The organism is Geodermatophilus aquaeductus (assembly GCF_900182545.1).
GTDB lineage: Bacteria > Actinomycetota > Actinomycetes > Mycobacteriales > Geodermatophilaceae > Geodermatophilus > Geodermatophilus aquaeductus.
On the sequence record NZ_FXTJ01000004.1, the window covers coordinates 90,436 to 112,207 of the forward strand.

Consider the following 21,772-nt stretch of genomic DNA (forward strand, 5'->3'; position numbering starts at 1 on the left):
CCTCCGCTCTGACGCGTGGCTCCGGCGCGGACGGCGTCGGACACCGAGGTCTCCCGACGGGACCGGGTCCCGGGCCCCGCGGTGCTGCGACCTCCCGTCGAGCATGGGGTGCCTCACGGCCCGTGCGGCTCACCCGGGCGGGATGAGCCACCGGGGACGGCCGCGATCCCGTCGGCCGCGGCCGGCCGGGGGACCGGGACCGGGGTGTCGGGTGCCGGGTCGGCCGCGGCGTCCCCCGGCGCGGCCGGTCGGGGCGCCAGCCGCGCGGAGGCGACGTAGGACACCGTCACGGCCACGATGACCAGCGGCATGACGGCCAGCCCGTCGGCGCCCAGCATGAGGGTCGCCAGCAGCACCGAGGTGAGCGGCAGCTGCAGCATCGCCGCGCAGGTGGCGGCCAGCCCCATGGCGACGGCGGGAGTCACCGGCAGGCCCGGCAGGTGCGACAGCGCGATCCCACCGGCCGCTCCGAGGAAGACGGCCGGGAACGTGGGCCCGCCGCGGAAGGCGACCAGCGAGCCGGCGTAGGCCAGCGACTTGCACAGCAGCAGCAGGAGCAGGGCGCCCACGGTGTAGTCCGCGCGGGCGTCGACCAGCCCGGGCAGCTGCTCCTCGCCCGAGAACAACACGTCGGTGACGTCGTGGCCGGAGACCTGCGCGTAGCCGATGGCCAGCCCGGCGACCGCCAGGCCGACCACCGGTGCGGCGACGAGCACGCGGCGCTCGACCGGTGCCCGCAGCCACGTCGCCAGCCGGCGGATCCCGGTGACCAGGAGGGCCGCGGCGAGCCCGATGGCCACGGCCCAGGCGAACTGGGCGAGGTCCGGCCGGTCGAACGACGGCAGGCCGGGCAGCGCGAAGGAGAAGACGCCCTCCCCGGTCCAGGCGTCCAGGCCGACGAACACCAGCGAGCCGATGCCGGAGGCGAGCAGCCCCGGCACCAGCAGGGGCCGCAGCATCGGACCCCCGATGCCCGCGGCTTCCATGAGCAGGAACGCGCCGGCCAGCGGTGAGCCGAACAGGGCGCTGATCGCCGCGAAGCTGCCGGTCGCGGCGACGAGCGCGAGCGCCTGCGCGGGCACCGGCCGGCGGGCCAGCCGGACGGCCGCCGCGGCCAGGCCGCCGCCGATCGCGATCAGCGGCGCCTCCGGGCCGACCACGGCACCGAGGCCCAGGCTGACGACCGCGGCGACCGCGATCCCGAGCAGCGGCAGGGGAGCAGGCGCTCCACCTCCGGGGTGGAAGCCGTCCAGCGGGGACTCCCCGCCGCGGCCCGGGACGGAGCGGACGACGAGCCCGACCAGCAGACCGGCGAGCCCGAGCAGCGGCAGCGGCCACCACACGGGGACGGGGTCGAACGACAGGGCCGCGGGCAGACCGGTGTAGAGCCAGTCCCCGAGGGCGCCGGTGAGCACGAGGAACCAGTACGCCACGGCCGAGATCGGCACCCCCAGCACGGCGGCGACGACCAGCAGCCGCAGGTACTGCGGGCTGCGCAGCATGGTGGCCGGGTCGGCGGGTGCGGCGGGTGCGGCCGGTGCGGCGGGTCCGTCGGTGGCGGACGGTGTCATCCCTCTGACCTCTCGCTCTCGTCAGCGGCGGACGGCACCACCGTGCGCTCGTGCACCGGCGTCGTCAGCGGCAGTTCGGCAGCGGCACCGGCGGCCGGCCGCACAGCGACGCGATCTGCCGGGTGGTGGACGTCCGCTCCCGGCAGGTGTCGCGGAGAGAGGTGACGACCCGGTGCCCGCGGGGCCACCGCACCCATCCGGGACGTCACGCGGCCGGGGCGTGCCACGTCGCGCCCTCCGGCAGCAGCCGCTGGGCCTCTTCGGGCCCCCAGCTGCCCCGCGGATAGGGATGCAGCGGCACGGCGTCGCCGAGGATCGGGTCGACGACCCGCCAGGCCGCCTCGACGGTGTCCTGCCGGGCGAACAGCCCACGCCGCCCGTCGAGCGCGGCACCGATGAGGCGGTCGTAGGGGCGCATGTCCGACCCGGCCTGCTGCGCGAACACCATCTCCTGCGACTCCGCCCGCGCGCCCGCACCGGGGAGCTTCCCGACGAGGCTGAGGCCGAGCTCCGTCTCGGGCCAGATGCGGAAGCGGAGCTGGTTCCGGATCCCGCTCGGACCGACGCCGAACACGTCGACGGGCACCGGTGTGAAGCGGATGGTGATCTCGGTGGCGGTGACCGGCATGGTCTTGCCCGCACGGATGAGCAGCGGGACCCCGGCCCATCGCCACGAGTCCACGGCCAGCCGCATGGCCACGAAGCTCTCCGTCGTGGAGTCCGGGGCGACGCCGTCGACGTCGAGGTAGCCCTCGTACTGACCGCGGACCACGTCCTCGGGCGCCAGCGGCCGGATCGCCGCGACGACCCGCGCCTTGGCGTCCAGCCACGAGTCGATGCCCGACCCGTCCGGCGGATCGGCGAGCACGGTGGCGAGCACCTGCAGCATGTGGTTCTGCACGACGTCGCGCACGGCGCCGGTGGCGTCGTAGAAGCGGCCGCGGTGGGCGACGTCGAAGGCCTCGGCCATCGTGATCTCCACGCTGGCCACGTGGTCGCGGTTGAGCAGCGGCTCGAACACCGAGTTGGCGAAGCGGGCGGCCATCACGTCCTCGAGCGGGTCGAGGCCCAGCCAGTGGTCGACGCGGTACACCGACTCCTCGGGGAAGTACCGGTGGATCGTGTCGTTGAGCTCCCGGGCACTGTCGAGGTCGTGGCCGAACGGCTTCTCCACCATGACCCGGGCGCCCTCGGCGCGGCCGGCGGTCGAGATGCCCCGTGCGATCCGCCCGAACAGGAACGGCGGCACCTCGAGGTAGAACAGCGCGCGCTTGCCGTCGCCCATCTCCCGCGCCATAGCGGCGTAGGTGGCGTCGTCGTCCAGGTCGCCGTCGACGTAGCGCAGCAGGCCCAGCATCCGCTTCCCCGGCCCGGAGTCCGGATCGAGCCCGTTGTCCCGCAGGGACGCCGCCGCGTACCCGCGGAACCGGTCCAGGTCCCACCCGCTCTTCGCGACGCCGACCACCGGCACGTCCAGGACCCCGCGGTCGACCAGCCCGACCAGGGCGGGGAAGGTCTCCAGCTTGGCCAGGTCGCCGGTCGCCCCGAAGACCACCAGCGCGTCCACTCGCTCGCTCACCATGCCGGTCCACCTCCTCGTCGTCGTGGCGGTCGTCGGTCACCGGACCACCCCGGTGCGGCGTCTCGGCTGCGCAGGGGAGGCGCGCGCCGACCCCGACCGGGGCCACCTTCCCGCCGGCACACGCGGCTCGGCATCGCCAGGGAGTGGTGAAGGGCAGCCCCCGGCGCGGTCGAGGTCATCCGCGCCGGGTGGCCCGGGGCCGCGGCCGTCCCCCGACACTGCGCCCATGGACGAGCCCGGAACGCTGGCGACCGCACCCCTCGATGTGGAGGAGGACACGGCGTTGCCCGGCTTCCTGGGCGCCGTCCGCCCGACCGGCCTCGGGTCCGGGACGCTGCCGGGGGAAGGCGCGGGGCGGTCGTGCGCCGCTCTGCTGGGCGGCCTGCACGGGGTCGAGGAGCAGCTGCGCCGGCTGGAGGCACGGCTGGTCGCCGAGGCCGGCGGGGACCCCGCGAGGGAGCTCGAGGCGCGGCGGCTCATGGCGCTGTCCCGGGCCCGGTTCGAGGCGGCGACGGTCCGGACGTTCCTGCCCATCCTGATCGAGCGCGACGTCCGCAGGCAGCTGTCCGGAGGCTGAGGGACGCCGCGCCGGCGGCGTCAGGGTCCGGTCCCCGTCCACACGGGCTCGACGGCCGCCCACTCGGCCGCCCAGCGGCGGGACCGGCTCCGGTCGAGCAGGGCGCGGACGGCGAGGTGGGCACCGACCGCGGCGACCGCCAGCGCGGTGGAGGTCCCCAGGCCGCGCCCGACGGCCCGCCCGGTGACCTCGCCGGGGCTGAGCGGGGGGAGGGCGCGGTTGCCGGCCCCGTCGAGCCAGACCGCGACCGCGGCGCCCGCCGTCGATCCGGCGGGGACCCACACGGGCCCCCGGTGCTCGACCCCGCCGGGACCGGTCCAGACGGCGGTGGCCGGTCGCCGGGCGGGCCGCGGGGCCCCGCGGGCGGGGACGTGCGGGTCCGCCAGCAGCAGGCCCGCGACGACGTGGCGGTCCGCGGCCTGCGCGGTCGCCCGGGCCCGCGCGCGGGCCCGGGTCACCGCGGCGACGGCGAGCCCGACCGGCGCGGTGGTCGAGATCCCCGAGACGAGCAGGAGGCGGGACAGGAACTCGACGTGGTCGGAGCCCCGCTTCATCGGCCCGGACCCCAGCGTGAACCGCCGCACGAGGTCCTCGGGGGTCGGTCGGTAGGCGGGCACGGCTGCCTCCTCACGGTCGCACCGGCGGCCGGCCCGCGGATGCGGGCGCGGCCGCCGGTGGGCCGTCGACATCAGAGGGACGAGTCCCGCAGCTCCCGGCCGTGGACGACGATCGCGTAGATCACGAGGACGTCGATCGTGATGATCAGGACGCTCCACACCGGGTAGGCCGTGATGAACACCAGGTTCACCAGCGCGCTGAGCCCGGCGAGGACCACCGCGACGGTCCGGGCGGCTGTGTTCCCGGCGAGCACGCCGACGCCGGAGGCGACCAGGAGCACGCCCAGGAGCAGGTGGGTCCAGCCCCAGACGGTGTAGTCGACGTTCACCACGAGGCCGGCCTCGGTGACGCCGTAGAAGCCCTCGTCGAAGATGGCCACCAGGCCCTCGATGGCCTGGAACGAGCCGACCATGATCAGCATGAAGCTGCCGAACACCACCCAGCCCGTCCAGGCGGTCGGGGCCGGGTCTCTGCCGTAGGCGGGACGGGTGGTGTCCACGTCGGGACGGGACGAGCCCACGTCGGTCATCGGTGCTCCTCGGATCGGCGAGCCGGGTCCGGTGCCCGGATCCGGCCCACCGTCCCGCTGTCCCGGGCGCGCGGCGTCACTCGTTCCGGGTGAGGCCCTGCGGTCGTCCGGGCGACTCCGCCGGGACGACCGCGGGAGGCGCCGGCGTCCCGGCGCGCCGGGCCTCGCTCAGCTGCACCGCACCGAAGACGAGCTTCGCGATGAGGCCGACGACGACGAGGCCGACGAGCATCTGGATCGTCACCAGGACGCGGGCCAGCTCGGTGACCGGAGCGATGTCCCCGAGGCCGACCGTGGCGAAGACCGTGACGGTGAAGTAGATGCCGTCGGTGCGGTCGAGGGGCTCGCTGAACGCCCCGGGCTGCTGGCCGGCGATGACGATGTACGTCGAGGCGAAGACCAGGAGCAGCAGGGGCACGCCCACGCCCAGCGCACGGATCGCCCGCAACCGCGGCCTGGGTGACCGGATGATGTCCCGGATCTGCAGCGCCATGAACAGCCCGAACACCGCCAGGGACACGACGAACAGCACTCCGGTGGCCCAGTTGAGAGGCCGGTCCAGCGGCGCCTGGTAGTAGGCGAGCAGCAGTACGGCCGTCGCCCCCACCGAGTGCAGCAGCGTCGTGGCGATCTCCCGCGCACCCGCCCCGAAGCCGTCCGGCCCACCGGCCACCACGCACCTCCTCGCCACTCGCCGCTGCCCGCCGACCGTGGGGCGGCGGGCCCGCCCGCGCATCCCCCGGGACGGATGGGCCGGTCCCCTCGTCCCCCGTGGGTGATGCCGCGTCCCCGGGCGGTCGCGAGCGTGGGACGTCCGCACACGTCCGCACGGGCGTCCCGCCCGACCTCCCCGGAGATGACCATGACCGAGACCGCGATCGCCGAGCACGGCATCATCGGTGACCTGCAGACCGCCGCCCTCGTCTCCACCGACGGGTCGATCGACTGGTTCTGCTGCCCGCGGTTCGACTCACCCAGCGTGTTCGGGGCGCTGCTGGACGAGGCCCGCGGCGGGCTGTTCCGGATCCGCCCGGCCGGCGTCGACTACACGACCCGGCAGATGTACCTCCCCGACACCGCGGTGCTGGTGACCCGCTTCTCCACCGAGGCCGGCGCGGGCGAGGTCGTCGACTTCATGCCGCCGGCGGGGACGACGGCCACGAACGAGCACCGGATCGTGCGCATGGTCCGCTGCATCCGCGGGGCCATGAGCTTCGACGTCGAGGTGGCGCCCCGCTTCGACTACGGCCGGGCTCCCCACGAGATGCACCTCTCCGAGCACGGCGCCGTCTTCACGTCCAACGGGTCGGCGCTGACCCTGAGCGTGGTGCGCGAGCCGGAGGACGACCGCAAGGCCCGCGTCGAGCTCTGGGGCGAGGACCTGCGCGCGTCGCTCGAGCTGGTCGCGGGCGACGTCCGGGGCATCGTCCTGGGCTGGGGGACCGACGGGCCGCCGCGGGCCGTCCGGGTCGCCGAGGTCCGTGACCTGCTCGACCGGACGGTGCACCACTGGCAGTCGTGGCTGGGCCGCTCCACCTACACCGGCCGGTGGCGGGAGTCCGTCGGCCGCTCGGCGATCACGCTCAAGCTGATGACCTACGCCCCGACCGGTGGCCTGGTGGCCGCTCCGACGGCGGCGCTGCCCGAGCAGGTCGGGGGCGAGCGCAACTGGGACTACCGCTACACCTGGGTGCGCGACGCCTCCTTCTCGGTGCACGCGCTGCTGCGGCTCGGCATGGTCGAGGAGGCCGCCTACTTCCTGCGGTGGCTGGGCGACCGGGTCCGGGAGCACGTGGGCAGCGACAGCGGCCCGCTGAACATCATGTACCGCATCGACGGCTCCTCCGACCTCAAGGAGGACGTGCTCGACCACTGGGGCGGCTACCGCGGCTCGGCGCCGGTCCGCATCGGCAACGGCGCCGCCGGGCAACTGCAGCTCGACATCTACGGCGAGGCGATGGACAGCATCTACGACGCCGAGCTGTCGGGCCTGCCGATCCCCGTCCGCGGCTGGTCGGCGATCACCTCGGTGCTGGACTGGGTCGCGGCCAACTGGGACCAGCCGGAGGAGGGCATCTGGGAGACCCGCGGCGGCCGGCAGTCCTTCACCTACGGCCGGGTCATGTGCTGGGTGGCCCTCGACCGGGGGATCCGCATGGCGGCCAAGCGGGGCCTCCCCGCGCCGGTCGCCCGCTGGACGGAGGCCCGCGACGAGGTCTACCGGCAGGTCGTGGACCGGGGCTTCCACACCTCCCGGCAGGCGTTCGTCCAGCACTACGACACCGACGTCCTGGACGCCTCGCTGCTGCGGATGCCGATGGTCGGCTTCATCGACGGCCGCGACCCGATGTGGACCTCGACCCTGGCGGCGATGGACGCCGAGCTCGTCACCGACAGCCTGGTCTACCGCTACGACCCCGCCGCCTCGCCCGACGGGCTGCAGGGGTCGGAGGGCACCTTCTCGCTGTGCAGCTTCGCCTACGTGGACGCGCTCACCCGCGCCGGCCGCCTCGACGACGCCCGCATGGCGTTCGAGAAGATGCTGACCTACGGCAACCACGTGGGGCTCTACTCCGAGGAGATCGCCCTGACCGGCGAGCAGATCGGCAACTTCCCACAGGCCTTCACCCACCTGTCCCTGATCGACGCGGCCGTCGGCCTCGACCGGGCCCTCGACCGGGCGCTGGAGCGGGGGCGGCACGGGGACGTGACCGCGGCCGGCGCCTGATCGGTCCTCCCGGCCCCGCCTCCCGGTCCCACCGGGAGGCGGGGCCGCGCGGCGTCAGGCCGTCTGCTCGTCCGGGACCGGCGCAGGCCGGGGGATGAGGAGGGCGACGACGACGCCGACGAGGGCGAAGCCGCCCAGGACGATGATCCCGGCGGCGAACGGGGTGCCGCCCGGCACGGCCGCGACGACGAGGATCGAGCCGGCGATCGCCACGCCCAACGAGGACCCGAGGTTGGACACGCTGCGCGAGACCCCGGAGATGTCGCCCTGGACCGCCTCGGGCCAGCTGGACTGCACCAGGTTCACCGATGCGGTGAGCATGATGCCGATCCCGGCGCCCAGGAGGAACAGCCCCGGCACGAGGGTCCAGACGGCCGACTGCTCGCGGCCCAGCGCCAGGATCAGGCCGAGGCCGATCACCGTGAGCCCGAAGCCGCCGCGGATCAGCCGGCGCGCGGAGTGCCGCTGTGCCATCCGTGCGGCGATCGCCGAGGTGGCCAGGACGCCGACCGTGGCCGGCAGCAGCACGAGGCCGGTCTCGATGGCCGAGTAGCCGCGGACCTGCTGCAGGAACACCGAGATGACGAAGAAGGCGCCCTGCAGGACCAGCCACTGCAGGGTCTGCGTCGTGAGGCCGAGGTTCGACACCTTGTTGGCGAACAGGCTCAACGACACCAGCGGCGCCCGGCCCGCCCGCTCCCGGCTCCGGACGTGCAGCACGAAGGCGCCGAGGAAGACGACGCCGATCCCCATGAGCGGCCAGACCGGTGAGACGCCGCCCTCGGGGATGAGCACGGTGCCGGCGACGGTGACGTCCTGCTTGGCGCCGAGCCACCCGTACGTGCCCGACTGCAGGACGCCGAAGACGACGAAGAACATGCCCAGCGCGGAGAGGACCGCGCCGAGGCCGTCGAAGCGGGGTCGTTGCGCCGGCAGCGGCGGGTCGACGATGCGCCGCGCGAGCAGCGCAATTGCCGCCACGACGAGCACCTGCAGCCAGAACGAGGCCCGCCAGCTGACGGTGCTGGTCACGAGGCCGCCGATCAGCGGTCCCGCGGCGGCGCCGAGGCCGGCCGCGCCGCTCACCACGCCGAAGAACCTCGCCCGGGCGGTGCGCTCCTGGAACAGCACGGTGACCAGGATGTAGATGGGCGGGATGAGCAGCGCCGACCCGATCCCCTCCAGGACCGAGTAGCCGACGATCAGCAGCCCGAGGCCCTGGGCGAAGGACGCGAGCAGCGCGCCGGTCCCGTAGACCACGAGCCCGACGACGAAGCAGACCTTGCGCCCCCAGATGTCGGTGAGCTTGCTGCCCGGGATCATCAGCGCGGCCATCGTGAGCGTGAACAGGGTGATCGTCGTCTGGATCCCGGCGACCTCGGTGTCCAGGTCGTCGGCGATCGTGGTGATCGCCACGTTCATGTTGGAGCCGGCGTAGCTGGCGATGAACTGCGCGAGCGCGAGCGGCAGCACCACCGCGCCGGCGGAGGCCAGCGCCGCGCTCCCGGCCGGGGTCGTCCTCGTCATCCGTGCTCCCTCGGGTCGGTCGCGGTGCCTCCGGGGACCGTCGGCCCTCCGCCCGGCGGGCGGATCGCCCGGGCCGGGTGAGCCGTCCCGGTGTGCGCGCCGGCCCCTGCTCACCCCGGAGGGGCGAGGCGGAACGGGGCGGATCGGTCCCACGCTGCGGCGCGAGACGGGCGTCCCGGTCCGCGGGGATGCGCTCGTGCACGGAGGTGGTGGCGATGACCCAGCTCGACAAGCCGGAGGTCGGACCGGTCCCGTCGCCGGGGGTGACCGCCGACGAGCGCGCCGAGCTGGACCGCCTGCGCCGGGAGGTCCAGGTCCTGCGGGACGGCGGGCGCCCGGCGCGGCGCCGGTTCCGGTGGCGGTCGCTGCTGTCCGTGGTGCTGGTCGTCCTCGGGTGCGTGCTCGCTCCCGTGGCCGGCCTCGCCGTGTGGACGAACAACCAGCTGTCGGACACCGACCGCTTCGTGCGCAGCGTCAGCCCGCTCGTCGACGACCCGGACGTGCAGAACGCCCTCACCAACCGGCTGACGGCCACCGTCTTCGAGTACGTCGACGTGCAGCAGCTCGCCGACGACGCGGTGACCGAGCTGAGCGGGCTGGGACTGCCGCCCGAACTGGTGGCCCGCCTGAGCACCCTGACGCCGACCCTCACCTCGGCGGTCCAGGGCTTCGTGCGCGACAAGATCGCCGAGGTGGTGGCCAGCGAGCGGTTCGAGTCGGCGTGGGACCAGGCGATCCGGGTGGCCCACCGCCAGATGGACGCGGTGCTCTCCGGCGACGCCGAGAGCATCGTCGTCCGCGGCGACACGGTGTACCTGGACCTCGCGCCCTTCATCGACGTGGTCAAGGAGCGGCTCAGCGACGCGGGGCTCACCGCCGTCGACCTGGTGCCGGAGGTCCACCCGACCGTGGCGCTGGCCCAGGCCGACACGCTCGTGCGCGCCCAGTCGGCCTACTCCGCGATGGACACCGTCGCCGACGTGCTGCCCTGGGTCGTCCTGATGCTCCTGGTCGTGGGGATCTACCTCGCCCGCAACCGGTGGCGCGCGCTGGTGGGCACCGGGCTCGGTCTGGCGCTGTCCATGGTGGTCCTCGCCGCGGGCCTGCTGGTCGCCCGCGGCCTGCTGGTCGGCGAGGTGCCGGCGGCGGCGGCGCCGGCGACGGCGTCCGGGTTCGACATCGTCGTCACCTACCTGCGGCTGGGCCTGCGCACGCTGCTCGTGCTGGGGCTGGTGCTCGCCCTGGCCGGCTTCCTGGCCGGCCGGTCGGAGACCGCGGTGCGCATCCGCCGGGGGACGGCCCGGCGCCTGCACGGGCTCCGGGGTGGGCCGTCCGCCGGGAGCCCGGTGGCCACCTGGGTGCACCGGCACGTCCGGGGCCTGCGGATCGGCGCCGTGGCGGCCGCCGTGCTGGTCTTCGTGTTCCTGACCGAGCCCTCCGGGGCCGCCATCCTGGTCATCGCCGCCGTCCTGCTCGTCGTGCTCGCCGTCATCGAGTTCCTCGGGCGCCCGGGCACCCCGCCGTCGCCGGCTCCCGCACCCCCGGCGGACGACCTGCCGCCGGCCGAACCGACCTCGCCGGGCGCCGCGCTGCCCCCGGGCACCGTGCCGGCCCCCGCCACCCCACCGGAGTCGGAGGTCACGATCCCGCCCGCCGGGGCCACGAGGTCATGAGCCGGTCCCACGCGACGGCGACCCCGGTGTCCGCTCCTGCGCCGGGGGCGCCGTCGACGACGTCCGCCGGGGTGGTGACCCGGGTCCTGGCCGCCGGCGTCGACCTGGCCGCCGTCGCCGGCGCGGTGCTCCTGGTGGACCTGGCGGCCGCGGGCATCCGGTTCGCCTGGGCCCCGGCGTCCTTCAGCTGGCCCCGGCTGGCGCTCTGGGGCACGGCGGCGCTGCTGGTGGTCGCGGTCGGCTACCTGACGGTGGCCTGGGCCACGACCGGACGCACCTACGGCGCGCGCCTGCTCGGGCTGCGCGTCCTGTCCGCCCGGGGCGCTCCGCTGGGCTGGTTCCGGTCGGTCCTGCGGGCGGTGGCCTGCGTGGTGTTCCCGATCGGGCTGTTCTGGTGCGGGATCAGCGTCACCCGCCGCTCCCTGCAGGACGTCCTGGTCGGGTCGGTCGTGCGGTACGACCCGCCCTGACCTCAGGTCACCGCACCGCGCGGGCGGCGGAGGACCCGGTCGACGAAGCGGGCCACCGAGTCGTCGGCGTGCATCCCCTCCGTGCGCACCGTGCGCGCCGCCTGAGAAGAGACCGCGCCGCTCGACTGCCGCAGGATCGCCGGCAGGTCGATGGCGTCGATGACCTGACGGGCGAGCTCCGGGAGGTCGAGCCGGGCGACGACGGCGTCGAGGTCGACCCGCGCGATCACGGGGTCGGGCCGCACGCGGGCGAGGATCGCGTCGGGCTCGACCCGGGCGAGGACGGCGTCGAGGTCGACGCGGGACGCGATCCGGTCCACGTCGACGCCGGCGAGGGCCGCGTCCAGGTCGAGGGCCGCCACGAGGGCGTCGAGGTCGACCCTGGCCAGGACGGCGTCGAGGTCCACGCCGGCGAGGATCGCGTCGAGGTCCACGCGCGCGAGGACGGCGTCGAGGTCGACGCGGGACAGGACGGCGTCCACGTCGACTCCGGCCAGGATCGCGTCGAGGTCGACCCGGGCCAGGATCGCGTCGAGGTCGAGGGCCGCCACGAGGGCGTCGAGGTCGACCCGGGCGAGCACCGCGTCGAGGCCCAGCCGGGCGAGCACGGCGTCGAAGTCGACGCGGGACAGGACCGCGTCGAGGTCGACCCGGGACAGGATCGCCTCGAGGTCCACGCGGGCCAGCACCGCGTCCAGGTCCAGCCGCGCCACCGCGGCGTCGAGGTCCACCCGGGTGACCACCGTGTCGATGTCGACCCGGTTCACCACGACGGCGACGTCGACCCGGTCCACCACGGCGGCGATGTCGACCCGGTCCACCACGGCGGCGATGTCGACCCGGTCCAGCACGGCGGCCACGTCGGCGCGGGCCACCACGGCGTCGACGTCGGCGCGGGCGACCACGGCGTCGACGTCGATGGTCGCGGCGAGCGCGTCGAGGTCGACGTGCCCGCGGACCAGCTCGGTGAGGTCCAGCGAGGCGACCGCCCACTCCACCGCCCGGCGCAGGAGGGCGCGGCCGGCCTCGGCCGCCGCCCGCTCCGCGCGGGCCCGCGCGAGCTCGCCGCGCGCCGCCAGGCCCGGGGGGAGCAGCCGGGCGGGTCCGCCGAGCAGCACGCGCCGGCCCAGGCGGAACGCCCCGGTCGCCGTCGACGTCCCCGTCAGGGCCGCGGACCGCGCGACGTCCGCCGCACGGTCCCCGGCGGCCACGGCGAGGTCCACCGCGAGGCGCTGCCACCACTGGTCGTCGTCCACCCGGTCAGGTTCGGGCAGACCAGGACGTCGGCCCTCACCTGCTCCGGGTGATGGCGGCGGCCGGACCGCTCCCGAGACTCCGGGGTGTGACCGCTCGCCGGACCGCCACCGGGAGTCGGCGGCGGGGACCGGGTGGTCGCGGGGATCGACCGACGAGCTGAGGAGCTGGCATGGCCACCTTGACCGCATGGAAGTTCGACACACCGGGCGGAGCGGAGAACGCCCTCGGCCTGCTCGAGCGGATGCAGAAGGAGGAGCTGCTCCACATCGACGACGGCGCCTACGTCTACTGGCCGGAGGGCAAGAAGAAGCCGAAGACCCAGCAGCTGAGCAACCTCAAGGGCGCCGGGGCGCTCGGGGGCAGCTTCTGGGGCCTGCTGTTCGGGCTGATCTTCTTCGTCCCGCTGCTCGGCATGGCGGTCGGTGCGGCCATGGGCGCCCTGTCCGGGTCGATGGCCGACGTGGGCATCGACGACGACTTCATCCGCGGCGTCCGGGACCACGTCACGCCGGGCACGTCGGCGCTGTTCGTCATGACGTCGAACGTCGTCGTCGACCGGGTGCTGGACGAGTTCAAGGACAGCGGCGCCACGCTGCTGTCGACGAACCTCTCGAAGGAGCAGGAGGCGAAGCTGCGCGAGGCGTTCGCCGAGGCCGAGTAGGCACTCCACACCGCGACGGGGGCGGGCCGGGGCAGAGGGACCCCGATCCGCCCCCGTCGCGGCGAGCACGGACCGCACTCATCCACGGTGGGCGATGGCGTCCGCCGGCCGGGCGGCCACGGTCGGGGGCCCGAGCTGCCCGTTCTCCGACGAGGGACACCCGATGACGCACACGACCACGGCACGGCGGAAGCACACCCCCCGGCCCACGCTCGGTACGACCCGTGGGCAGCGCGTCGCCCGGGGCAAGGCGGCGCGGGCGGAGGTGCCCCGCGCGAGCCACAGCGAGTTCACCGCCGGCGCGGACCGCACCGATCCGCTCACCCTGCTGGAGGGCCAGGGGCTCACCCGGGTCCCCGAGCTGCTGCCGATCCGCTACGGGCGCATGGCCTCCTCGGCGTTCGCCTTCTTCCGCGGCGCGGCGCTGCCGATGGCCAGCGACCTGGCGCGGACCCCGCGGTCCGGCCTGACCGTGCAGGCCTGCGGGGACGCGCACCTGGCGAACTTCGGCCTGTTCGCCTCACCGATGCGCACGCTCGTGTTCGACGTCAACGACTTCGACGAGACCCTGCCCGGCCCCTGGGAGTGGGACGTCAAGCGCCTGGCCACCAGCCTGGAGATCGCCGGGCGGGCCAACGGCTACCCGGACAAGAGCCGGACCCGCATCGTGCTCGCGGCGGTGGCCGCCTACCGGCGGGCGATGCGCGCCTTCGCCGACATGGACGCCCTGCAGGTCTGGTACGCGCGCGCCGACGCCGACCGGGTCCAGTCGCTCACCTCGGTGTCGCTGCGCGGCCGCCAGCGCAAGCTGCTGGCCCAGGCGAGCGCCAAGGCCGAGACCAAGGACAACCTCGGCTCGCTCACCCGCTTCGCCACCGTGCACGACGGGGTGGCCCGGCTCAACGCCGAACCGCCGCTCGTCGTCCCGCTCCGGGACCTCGTCGTCGACCCGGTGGAGGCCGAGAAGACAGAGCGCGGGCTGCACGAGCTGGTCCGCGCCTACGGGGCGAGCCTCGAGCCCGAGCGGCGGGTCCTGCTCGACCGCTTCAAGCAGGTCGACATCGCGCGCAAGGTCGTCGGCGTCGGCAGCGTGGGGACGCGCTCGTGGATGCTGCTGCTGCTCGAGGACGGGCACAACCCGCTGTTCCTGCAGGCGAAGGAGGCCGGGCCCTCGGTGCTGGAGGCCTTCGTCGGCGCCAGCGAGTACGACAACTGCGGACAGCGCGTCGTCGTCGGGCAGCGGCTCATGCAGGCGGTCAGCGACATCTTCCTCGGCTGGGTGCGCGTGAAGGGCATCGACGGCCAGACGCGGGACTTCTACGTGCGGCAGCTCCGCGACTGGAAGGGGTCCCTCGATCCCGAGTCGCTGATCCCCGAGGGGATGCTCGCCTACGGGGAGGTCTGCGGCTGGACCCTGGCCCGCGCCCACGCGAGGTCCGGTGACCGCGTCGCCATCGCGGCGTACCTCGGCGGCAGCGCCGCCTTCGACGTCGCCGTCCGGGAGTTCGCCGCGTCCTACGCGGACCAGACCGAGCGCGACCACCAGACGCTGGTGGACGCCATCTCGTCCGGGCGGATCGCCGCCGAGGCGGGGATCTGACCCGTCCGCGCACCCGGCCGCGCCGGTCCGGCGGGGCCCCCGGGGAGGGAGGGGGAGGAGGGCGCTGACGGTCCACGGGCTCCGTGCGTCGGTCCACCGGCTCGAGGCGACCTTCGCCGGCCGGTGCGCCCGCTCGTTCGTCGCCCTGCAGGGCATCGACCGCGCCCTCGTCCTCGCCTCCCAGGCGTTCACCGCCCTGATCCCGCTGGTGCTGCTCGCGGCCGCGCTGGCGCCCGCCGACCGGCGGGACCTGGTGTCCTCCGGCCTCATCCGCCGGTTCCGGCTCACTGACGACGCGGCCGACGCGGTGAGCACCCTCTTCGCGCACCCCGCCGGCAGTGCGGTGGGGCTGCTCAGCGGCTTCCTGCTCGTCTTCTCGGGCGTCTCGCTCACCCGGCGGATGCAGCGCATGTACCTGCAGGCCTGGGGGCTCACCCGGCCGCCCGGGATCGGGCACGCGGTGCACGCGGTGCTGGGGTTGACCGCCCTGCTGCTGGGGATCGGGCTGACCTACTCCGCGCGGGCGCTCGTCGCGTCGCTGCCCCGTGCCGGGATCCTGGCGGTGGTGCTCTCCGCGGGAGCCGGGTTCCTGCTGTGGACCTGCCTGCCGTGGCTGCTGCTGGACCGGCGCGTCGCCTGGCGGCGGCTGGTCCCCACGGGCGCGCTGACGGCCGTCGGCACGACCCTCTACGGGATCGTCTCGACGGTCTACATGCCCCGCCTGCTGGAGACCTACAGCGACCGGTATGGCCTGTTCGGGGTGACACTGGCCCTCGTCGGGTGGCTGCTGGCCGTCGCCGTCATCGTCGTCGTCGCCACCACGGTGGCCGCCGAGTTCGACCGCGCGCCGGACCCCTGGGCGCGCCGGACCCGGCGGAGGCTGCGGATCGGGCCCGCCGTGGACGACCCGGCCGGCGCGGGGCCCACCCCCACGCGCGGCGCGGACGACTCCCCGGTGGTGGGGAGGTCGGAACCGGCTGCCGGCGCCTCGCGCATGCGCCCGGAGGCACCCGGGTAGAACCTCCGGCCGAGTGCGGACGACGCCCGGTCAGCCACGCCGCGGGCCCGCCACGGACGGCACGGAGGCTCCCCACGTGGCCCGATGGTCCGGCGACGCGCGGACGGCGGCGACGGCTGCCGCGCTGACCCCCTACGCCTGGCGCGACCTCACCGACCGCATGCTCGCCCGGCTGGTCGTGGGCGCGGCCGACCGGCACGGCGTCACCGCCTTCCTCGCGTCGCTGCCCGGGACGGACCCGGGACCGGCCGGTGCCGCGGAGCCGACCGGGCCCGACGACCCGCGGGTCGAGGTGCTGCTGCGGGTGCTGGCGGACCGGCCCTGGCGCGGGCTCACGCTCGACCGGCTGGTCACCGACCTGTTCGCGGCGCTGGACGCGTGGCAGGCGGGGCGGGGCACGTCCGACCGCGACCTGCGCCGGCCCTCGGGAGAGCGCTGACCCTGGCGCGTCCGCCGGGCCCGCTCCCGAGCCGCTACTGCCGGGCCATCGCCATGCGCATCTCGCTCTCGCTGTCCTCGATGAGGTCGCCCGAGACGTCCACGGTCACGGCGTGCAACGTGCCGGTGAACCGGAACGGTGAGGGGTACTCCGGGGTGACCGGCGAACCGGGGTTGGCCCCGCAGGTCAGCGCTCCCGGGTTAATGATGAAGGGCGTGGTCACCGGGGCGTCCGCGGCGGCGACGAGCTGCCGGTCGACGTAGAGCTGCAGCCGTCCGGGTGTACCGCGCCCGTTCGGGAGGTCCGGCTCGCCCGTGGGCTCGAACTCGAAGCGGAGCTCGTGCGCGCCGGCCGGGACCGGCCCGGGGGACGAGACCCGGTGCAGGCTGCGTCCCACGTAGTTGTGGACGTAGTGGAGCCGGCCGTCCTGCACGAAGAACGAGTAGCCGCCGGCCGCCGTGCCCTGGGAGAGCAGGACGCCCTCCGCGCCGCCGTCGGGGATCTCGACGCGGGCCGTGATGCTGTGCGGCCGGTTGAGCACCCGCGGGCCGGCGAAGAAGGGAACGGACTGGGTGTCGGGGATGTAGGTGTAGCTGTTCCGGGCCGGGGCCGCCTGGGGCTTCTCGGCGATCATGCGCTGCAGGGCACTGCCGTCGATCGGCATGACGCCGTACTTGCCCGCCTCCACGTACCACGTCGCGATGAGCGCGATCAGCCGGTCGCGGTTCGCCGCCGCGACGTCGTCGTTCTCCGCGAAGTCCTCGTCGATGTGGTACAGCTCCCATCCCTGGCTGTCGAGCTCCGAGAGCCTCGCGGAGGAGATGGGCTGTCCGAACGGGATGCCCGCCTCCGCGAACGAGGGTCCCGGCCAGGGGCAGACGGCCCGCCAGCCGTCGTGGTAGATGGCCCGGTGGCCGAGCATCTCGAAGTACTGGGTGTGGTGGTCGCTGGCGGCACCGGCGTCCTCGAAGCTCTTCGCGAAGCTGACGCCCTGCAGCGGGGCCTGCGTCACGCCGCGGATCGCGGTCGGCGGCTCGATGCCCAGCACGTCGAGGACGGTCGGCACCATGTCGATGACGTGCGCGTACTGCGTCCGGACCTCGCCCCTGGCCTCGATGCCCGCCGGCCAGGAGACGATGAACGGATCCGAGGCGCCGCCGCGGTAGGTCTCCCGCTTCCACCGCCGGAACGGCGTGTTGCCGGCCCACGTCCAGCCCCACGGGTAGTGGTTGAAGGTCCGGGGGCCGCCGATCTCGTCGATCAGCGCGAGGCTGTCCTCAAGGGACTCCTGGGCGTTGTTGAAGAACTGCGCCTCGTTCGTGGTGCCGGTGGGACCGCCCTCGGCGCTCGCGCCGTTGTCGGAGACCACCATGACGACGGTGTTCTCGAGGTCCCCCCGCTCGCGCAGGAAGTCCAGCAGCCGGCCGACCTGTGCATCGGTGTGGCTGAGGAACCCCGCGAAGACCTCCATGAACCGGCTGAACAGTCGGCGCGCGGGTGCGGGCAGCGAGTCCCACTCGGGGACGTCCGGGTCGTGCCGGGACAGCACCGTGCCCGGGGGGACGATCCCCATGTCCTGCTGCGCGGCGAAAACCCGTTCCCGGTAGGCGTCCCACCCGTCGTCGAACTGCCCCGCGTACCGGTCGGCCCACTCCTTGGCCACGTGGTGGGGGGCGTGCATGGCCCCGAAGCACAGGTGCAGGTAGAAGGGCTTGTCGGGGTCGACCTGCCGGGAGTCGGCGATGAACTGGATCGACCGGTCGACCAGGTCCTCGCTGAGGTGGTAGCCCTCCTCCGGCGTCGCCGGTGGCTCCACCTGGTGGTTGTCGTGGACCAGGTCCGGATACCACTGGCTGGTGTCGCCCCCGAGGAAGCCGTAGAACCGCTGGAACCCGCGGGCCAGCGGCCAGCGGTCGTACGGTCCGGCCGCGGTCTCGTGGTTGCTCGGCGTCAGGTGCCACTTGCCGACCATGTACGTGTTGTAGCCGTGCTCCAGGAGCATCTCGGAGAGGAACCCGTTCTCGAACGGGATGACGCCGTTGTAGCCGGGATAGCCCGAGGACAGCTCGGTGATCGCCGCCATGCCGTTGCTGTGGTGGTTGCGCCCGGTCACGATGCAGGACCGGCTGGGCGAGCACAGCGCCGTGGTGTGCATGTTGCTGTAGCGCAGGCCGTCGGCCGCGAGCGCGTCGAGGTTCGGCGTCGCGATCGGGCTGCCGTAGCAGCCGAGCTGCCCGAATCCGACGTCGTCGAGGACGATCATGAGCACGTTGGGTGTCCCGGGGACGGCACGGACGGGCCGGGGCCACGCGGGACTCGACTCGTCGGTGGTGCGGCCGATGACGCCGGGGAACGCCGCCCCGGCCGGGTACTCGTGCAGCGCCATGGTGGTCTCCGGTCTCGGGGGGCTCGACCCGTCCACACGACCAGCCCGGCCGTCGGCGCACGTCGCCCCGACGGGATGAGCCGCCCGCCCCGCGTCAGCCGCCCGGCACCTGGTCGCCCGCGCTGTGCACCGCGCCCCGCACGCTGAGGTGCACGTTGTCGGCCCCCAGCCGGTCCTCGACGCCGAGCCGGCGCAGCGTGGTGCGCAGTGACGTGCGGACGCGGGCGAGCACCAGCCGGATCCCGCGCTCGTCGAGGTCGTCGAGGAGCGCCACGAGCGTCTCCGCTCCCGTGACGTCCATGTCGACCATGCCCTCGGCGTCGAGCACCACCGTCCGCACCGGCGGGTCGGACCCGTCGACCAGCCGGACCACCTGGTCGCGCAGCACGTCGGCGTTGGCGAAGAACAGCGGGGCGTCGAAGCGGTAGACCAGGAGCCCCGGGATCCGGTGCAGGTCCCCGTGCTCGTCGTCGGTGGCCCGCCAGGTCTGGTGCCCGGCCACGCGCCCGAGCACGGCGGTGGGCGGCAGCAGTGCCCGCCGCAGGACCTCGAGCAGCGACACCGCCACGCCCACCCCGATGCCCGGCAGCACCCCGAGGGCCAGCACGCCGGCGGCGGTGACGGCGGCCATGACGAAGTCGCTGCGGCGCACCCGCCACAGCCGGCGCAGCGCCGCCACGTCGACCATCCGGACCGCCGCCACCAGCACGACGGCGCCGAGGGCGGCCTGCGGGAGGTAGCGGAAGACCGGCGTGAGGACCAGCAGCGTGACGGCGACCAGCCCGGCCGCCGCGATGTTGGCCACCTGCGAGCGGGCCCGCCCGTCGGCGACGACGAAGCTGCGGCTGTCGCTGCCGTTGGCGGGGTAGCCCTGCAGCACGCCCGAGCCCACGGACGCGGCCGCCAGCCCGAGGAACTCCTGGCGCGCGGACACCGGCTCGCGGTCGCGGCGGGCCAGCGCCGTGGCGGTGAGCATGCTGCCGGCGAAGACCAGGACGGCGACGCTGGCTCCCGCGCCGAGCAGGTCCACCACGTCCCCGGAGCGGATCCCCGGCAGGGACGGCGCGGGGATGCCGGCCGGCACCTCCCCGACCACGGGCAGCTCGTCCTGCCAGCCCGCCAGCCCGACGACGGCGGTGGCCGCGGTGATGGCCACCAGGATCGCGGGCACGCGCGGCGCCCACCGCATCAGCACGACGACGACCAGCAGGCTCCCCGCGGCGAACGCCGTCGCGTACGGGTTGGCGTCGCCGAGGTGTGCGACGACGACACCCGCCCGCTGCCACCACCGGTCCCCGGACGTCGGGATGGCCAGGGCCTTGCCGAGCTGGCCGGCGGCGATGACCACCGCCGAGCCGGCCAGGTAGCCGGCGAGCACGGGCGTGGACAGCAGCCGGGCGACGACGCCGAGCCGCAGCACCGCTCCCGCGAGCAGGAAGCCGGCCGTGACCAGGGCTAGCAGTGAGGCCAGCGCCGCCGCGCGGTCCGGGTCGTCGGCCACGAGCCCCCCGACGTAGGCGGCCGTCACGATCGACACGGAGGACTCGGGCCCGACGTGCAGGTACCTGCTGCTGCCGACCAGGCCGTACAGCAGCAGCGCGCCCAGGGCGGTGTACAGCCCGGTGACGGGGGAGAGTCCGGCCAGCTCGCCGTAGGCCAGTCCCTGCGGCACGAGCACCGCCCAGACGGCGAGCCCGGCCAGCAGGTCCGCGGGCAGCCACCCGAGGCGGTAGTCCCGCAGCCGGGCGGCACCGGGCAGCAGCCGGCCGAGGAGGGCCGGGGCCCGGGCCGGCGCGCCGTCGCTCATCCGGGGACGCGCGGGGCGGGCCCGTCCGGCGTTCTCGGGACCGGCGGCCGCGCCGGGGGAGCCGGGTCCGCCGGGCCCTCCCGCAGCGCCGGGTCGGCCGCGACGGCGCCGGCGTGCCACGCGCCGTAGGCGCCGGCGGCCCGGGCGGCGCTCGCTCCGTGCAGCAGGACGCTGAGCCCGACGGTCAGCGCGACGACGTCCACGACGAGGTCCGCCGACGGCGGGCCGCCCTCGAGCAGCAGCAGCGCGAAGACGATCGAGGCGAGCCCGCGCGGCCCGAACCAGCCGACGTAGAGCACCGTGGGCCACCGGAGCCGGCTGCCGGCCAGCGCCGCCGCCACCGGCAGCATCCGCACCACGGTCAGGCTGAGGACGGCGTACAGCGCCGTCCGCCAGTCGATCGCGGACAGCGCCGGGCCGAGCAGGACGGCGCCGAACACGAAGAAGGCCGCGGACGCCAGTACGTCGCCCACCTGCTCGACCAGGCCGACCACGCCGGCCGGGCCCTCCTGGGTCGCCGCCGGTCGGGGTGCCGAGTGGCGCCAGACCACGCCGAAGACCAGGCCCGTCACCCACGCGGTGATGAAGCCGCTGCCCTCCAGCGACACGGTGATGCTGTAGCCGGCGACCGCGACGGCGAGTGCGGGCACCAGGCGCCACTGCTCGGCCACCCACCCGCGCGCCGTCGCCCAGGCCAGCACGCGGGCGCCGCCCCAGCCGACGACGACGCCGACCGCGGTGCTCAGCACCAGGGCCCGGAGGAAGACCTCCCCGGCCCCCGCACCGCCGGTGTCGCCCGTCGCCGCGGCGAGCAGCACCACGAAGAACGGCAGCGCGATCCCGTCGTTGAGGCCGCTCTCGACGTTGAGCCCGCGCCGGACGGTCGCCGGGACGCGCGGGTCGGCGATCGCGGGTTGCCCGAGGGCCGCGTCCGTCGGTGCCAGGACGACGGCGACCAGGGCGAGCTCGGCCCACGACAGGCCGGGCAGCAGCAGCCAGGCGGCCAGCGTCCCCAGGACCATCGTGAGGGGCAGCCCGAGGCCGAGCAGCCGCAGGGGGAGGGAGTCGTCGCGGCGCAGGGCCGACCACCGCACGGTGCTCGCGTCGGTGAACAGGACCGCCACCAGCGCCGCCTCGAGGAGGAGCGTCACCGCCTCCGAGTCCCGGGTGAGGTCGACGAGGTCCAGTCCGACGGGGCCGCAGGCCAGCCCGGCGGCGACCAGGAGCATGGGTCCCGACACCGGCGTGGGCGCGAGCCGCCGCGACGTCACCGCCACGCCGGCGACGGCCGCCGCGGCGGCGGCTGCCGCCCAGGCGCTCACGTGGTCG

Annotated in this window: 18 protein-coding genes; 8 read left to right on the top strand and 10 right to left on the bottom strand. The window is 74.9% G+C overall.

Annotated features, from left to right (window positions below; translation table 11 throughout):
• Window positions 1–113: 113 nt before the first annotated feature.
• Window positions 114–1,571, bottom strand: a complete 1,458-nt coding sequence (locus FN207_RS11750) for a chloride channel protein (protein WP_221888157.1) — start codon at window positions 1,569–1,571, stop codon at window positions 114–116.
• A gap of 205 nt (window positions 1,572–1,776) precedes the next feature.
• Window positions 1,777–3,153, bottom strand: a complete 1,377-nt coding sequence (zwf, locus tag FN207_RS11755) for a glucose-6-phosphate dehydrogenase (protein ID WP_142458701.1) — start codon at window positions 3,151–3,153, stop codon at window positions 1,777–1,779.
• Window positions 3,154–3,379: 226 nt separating this feature from the next.
• On the opposite strand from zwf, the gene FN207_RS11760 reads away from it, so the two are divergent.
• Window positions 3,380–3,730 (top strand): three-helix bundle dimerization domain-containing protein, encoded by a 351-nt coding sequence (locus tag FN207_RS11760; protein ID WP_142458702.1) that lies wholly within the window; start codon window positions 3,380–3,382, stop codon window positions 3,728–3,730.
• 20 nt (window positions 3,731–3,750) lie between these two features.
• Here FN207_RS11760 and FN207_RS11765 read toward each other — a convergent pair whose 3' ends face one another.
• From FN207_RS11765 to FN207_RS11775, 3 genes are all read right to left on the bottom strand, one after another.
• Window positions 3,751–4,347: an Rv1733c family protein gene (locus FN207_RS11765; RefSeq protein WP_142458703.1), complete on the bottom strand. Its 597-nt coding sequence runs from the start codon at window positions 4,345–4,347 to the stop codon at window positions 3,751–3,753.
• A gap of 71 nt (window positions 4,348–4,418) precedes the next feature.
• Complete coding sequence (locus tag FN207_RS11770; RefSeq protein ID WP_185938304.1) at window positions 4,419–4,877, bottom strand: DUF7144 family membrane protein; 459 nt, start codon at window positions 4,875–4,877, stop codon at window positions 4,419–4,421.
• 76 nt (window positions 4,878–4,953) lie between these two features.
• A complete protein-coding gene (locus FN207_RS11775; protein ID WP_221888158.1) occupies window positions 4,954–5,550 on the bottom strand; it encodes a potassium channel family protein in 597 nt (198 codons plus the stop codon).
• A 189-nt stretch (window positions 5,551–5,739) separates the two neighbouring features.
• Here FN207_RS11775 and FN207_RS11780 point away from each other — a divergent pair, with 189 nt between their 5' ends.
• Window positions 5,740–7,605 carry a glycoside hydrolase family 15 protein gene (locus FN207_RS11780; RefSeq protein WP_142458705.1) on the top strand — a complete coding sequence of 622 codons (1,866 nt, stop codon included), beginning with the start codon at window positions 5,740–5,742 and terminating at the stop codon, window positions 7,603–7,605.
• 54 nt (window positions 7,606–7,659) lie between these two features.
• On the opposite strand, the gene FN207_RS11785 is transcribed toward FN207_RS11780, so the two are convergent.
• Entirely contained in the window at window positions 7,660–9,132 is a 1,473-nt protein-coding gene (locus tag FN207_RS11785) for an MFS transporter (RefSeq protein ID WP_142458706.1), read from the bottom strand.
• A gap of 215 nt (window positions 9,133–9,347) precedes the next feature.
• Between FN207_RS11785 and FN207_RS11790 the strand changes: the two genes are divergently transcribed.
• Both FN207_RS11790 and FN207_RS11795 read left to right on the top strand, forming a co-directional pair.
• Window positions 9,348–10,805, top strand: coding sequence for a hypothetical protein (locus FN207_RS11790; protein ID WP_185938305.1), 1,458 nt, complete (start codon window positions 9,348–9,350; stop codon window positions 10,803–10,805).
• Window positions 10,802–11,275 carry an RDD family protein gene (locus tag FN207_RS11795; RefSeq protein WP_142458707.1) on the top strand — a complete coding sequence of 158 codons (474 nt, stop codon included), beginning with the start codon at window positions 10,802–10,804 and terminating at the stop codon, window positions 11,273–11,275. The genes FN207_RS11790 and FN207_RS11795 overlap by 4 nt, the downstream gene beginning before the upstream one ends.
• Window positions 11,276–11,277: 2 nt before the next feature.
• Here FN207_RS11795 and FN207_RS26265 read toward each other — a convergent pair whose 3' ends face one another.
• Window positions 11,278–12,531 carry a hypothetical protein gene (locus FN207_RS26265; protein ID WP_185938306.1) on the bottom strand — a complete coding sequence of 418 codons (1,254 nt, stop codon included), beginning with the start codon at window positions 12,529–12,531 and terminating at the stop codon, window positions 11,278–11,280.
• Window positions 12,532–12,701: 170 nt separating this feature from the next.
• Here FN207_RS26265 and FN207_RS11805 point away from each other — a divergent pair, with 170 nt between their 5' ends.
• From FN207_RS11805 to FN207_RS11820, 4 genes are all read left to right on the top strand, one after another.
• A complete protein-coding gene (locus FN207_RS11805) occupies window positions 12,702–13,193 on the top strand; it encodes a DUF1269 domain-containing protein (RefSeq protein WP_142458708.1) in 492 nt (163 codons plus the stop codon).
• A gap of 163 nt (window positions 13,194–13,356) precedes the next feature.
• The gene (locus tag FN207_RS11810) at window positions 13,357–14,793 is read left to right on the top strand and encodes a DUF2252 domain-containing protein (RefSeq protein WP_142458709.1); all 1,437 of its coding nucleotides are present in this window, start codon (window positions 13,357–13,359) and stop codon (window positions 14,791–14,793) included.
• Between the two features lie 154 nt (window positions 14,794–14,947).
• Window positions 14,948–15,811 carry a YhjD/YihY/BrkB family envelope integrity protein gene (locus FN207_RS11815; protein WP_281282141.1) on the top strand — a complete coding sequence of 288 codons (864 nt, stop codon included), beginning with the start codon at window positions 14,948–14,950 and terminating at the stop codon, window positions 15,809–15,811.
• 76 nt (window positions 15,812–15,887) lie between these two features.
• Complete coding sequence (locus FN207_RS11820) at window positions 15,888–16,250, top strand: hypothetical protein (protein WP_142458711.1); 363 nt, start codon at window positions 15,888–15,890, stop codon at window positions 16,248–16,250.
• 34 nt (window positions 16,251–16,284) lie between these two features.
• On the opposite strand, the gene FN207_RS11825 is transcribed toward FN207_RS11820, so the two are convergent.
• The 3 genes from FN207_RS11825 to FN207_RS11835 all read right to left on the bottom strand — a co-directional run bounded on the left by FN207_RS11825 (window position 16,285) and on the right by FN207_RS11835 (window position 21,765).
• A complete protein-coding gene (locus FN207_RS11825) occupies window positions 16,285–18,636 on the bottom strand; it encodes an arylsulfatase (RefSeq protein ID WP_142458712.1) in 2,352 nt (783 codons plus the stop codon).
• Window positions 18,637–18,730: 94 nt separating this feature from the next.
• Complete coding sequence (locus FN207_RS11830) at window positions 18,731–20,443, bottom strand: SulP family inorganic anion transporter (protein WP_142458713.1); 1,713 nt, start codon at window positions 20,441–20,443, stop codon at window positions 18,731–18,733.
• Window positions 20,440–21,765 carry a cation:proton antiporter domain-containing protein gene (locus FN207_RS11835; RefSeq protein WP_142458714.1) on the bottom strand — a complete coding sequence of 442 codons (1,326 nt, stop codon included), beginning with the start codon at window positions 21,763–21,765 and terminating at the stop codon, window positions 20,440–20,442. Before FN207_RS11835 ends, FN207_RS11830 begins: the two co-directional genes overlap by 4 nt.
• Window positions 21,766–21,772 lie beyond the last annotated feature (7 nt).

Excerpts from the sequence above, each read along its gene's own strand:
- FN207_RS11750 (WP_221888157.1), bottom strand. The coding sequence starts at position 1,571 with ATGACACCGTCCGCCACCGACGGACCCGCCGCACCGGCCGCACCCGCC.
- zwf (WP_142458701.1), bottom strand. The coding sequence starts at position 3,153 with ATGGTGAGCGAGCGAGTGGACGCGCTGGTGGTCTTCGGGGCGACCGGC.
- FN207_RS11760 (WP_142458702.1), top strand. The coding sequence starts at position 3,380 with ATGGACGAGCCCGGAACGCTGGCGACCGCACCCCTCGATGTGGAGGAG.
- FN207_RS11770 (WP_185938304.1), bottom strand. The coding sequence starts at position 4,877 with ATGACCGACGTGGGCTCGTCCCGTCCCGACGTGGACACCACCCGTCCC.
- FN207_RS11780 (WP_142458705.1), top strand. The coding sequence starts at position 5,740 with ATGACCGAGACCGCGATCGCCGAGCACGGCATCATCGGTGACCTGCAG.
- FN207_RS11785 (WP_142458706.1), bottom strand. The coding sequence starts at position 9,132 with ATGACGAGGACGACCCCGGCCGGGAGCGCGGCGCTGGCCTCCGCCGGC.
- FN207_RS11790 (WP_185938305.1), top strand. The coding sequence starts at position 9,348 with ATGACCCAGCTCGACAAGCCGGAGGTCGGACCGGTCCCGTCGCCGGGG.
- FN207_RS11795 (WP_142458707.1), top strand. The coding sequence starts at position 10,802 with ATGAGCCGGTCCCACGCGACGGCGACCCCGGTGTCCGCTCCTGCGCCG.
- FN207_RS11805 (WP_142458708.1), top strand. The coding sequence starts at position 12,702 with ATGGCCACCTTGACCGCATGGAAGTTCGACACACCGGGCGGAGCGGAG.
- FN207_RS11810 (WP_142458709.1), top strand. The coding sequence starts at position 13,357 with ATGACGCACACGACCACGGCACGGCGGAAGCACACCCCCCGGCCCACG.
- FN207_RS11825 (WP_142458712.1), bottom strand. The coding sequence starts at position 18,636 with ATGGCGCTGCACGAGTACCCGGCCGGGGCGGCGTTCCCCGGCGTCATC.
- FN207_RS11830 (WP_142458713.1), bottom strand. The coding sequence starts at position 20,443 with ATGAGCGACGGCGCGCCGGCCCGGGCCCCGGCCCTCCTCGGCCGGCTG.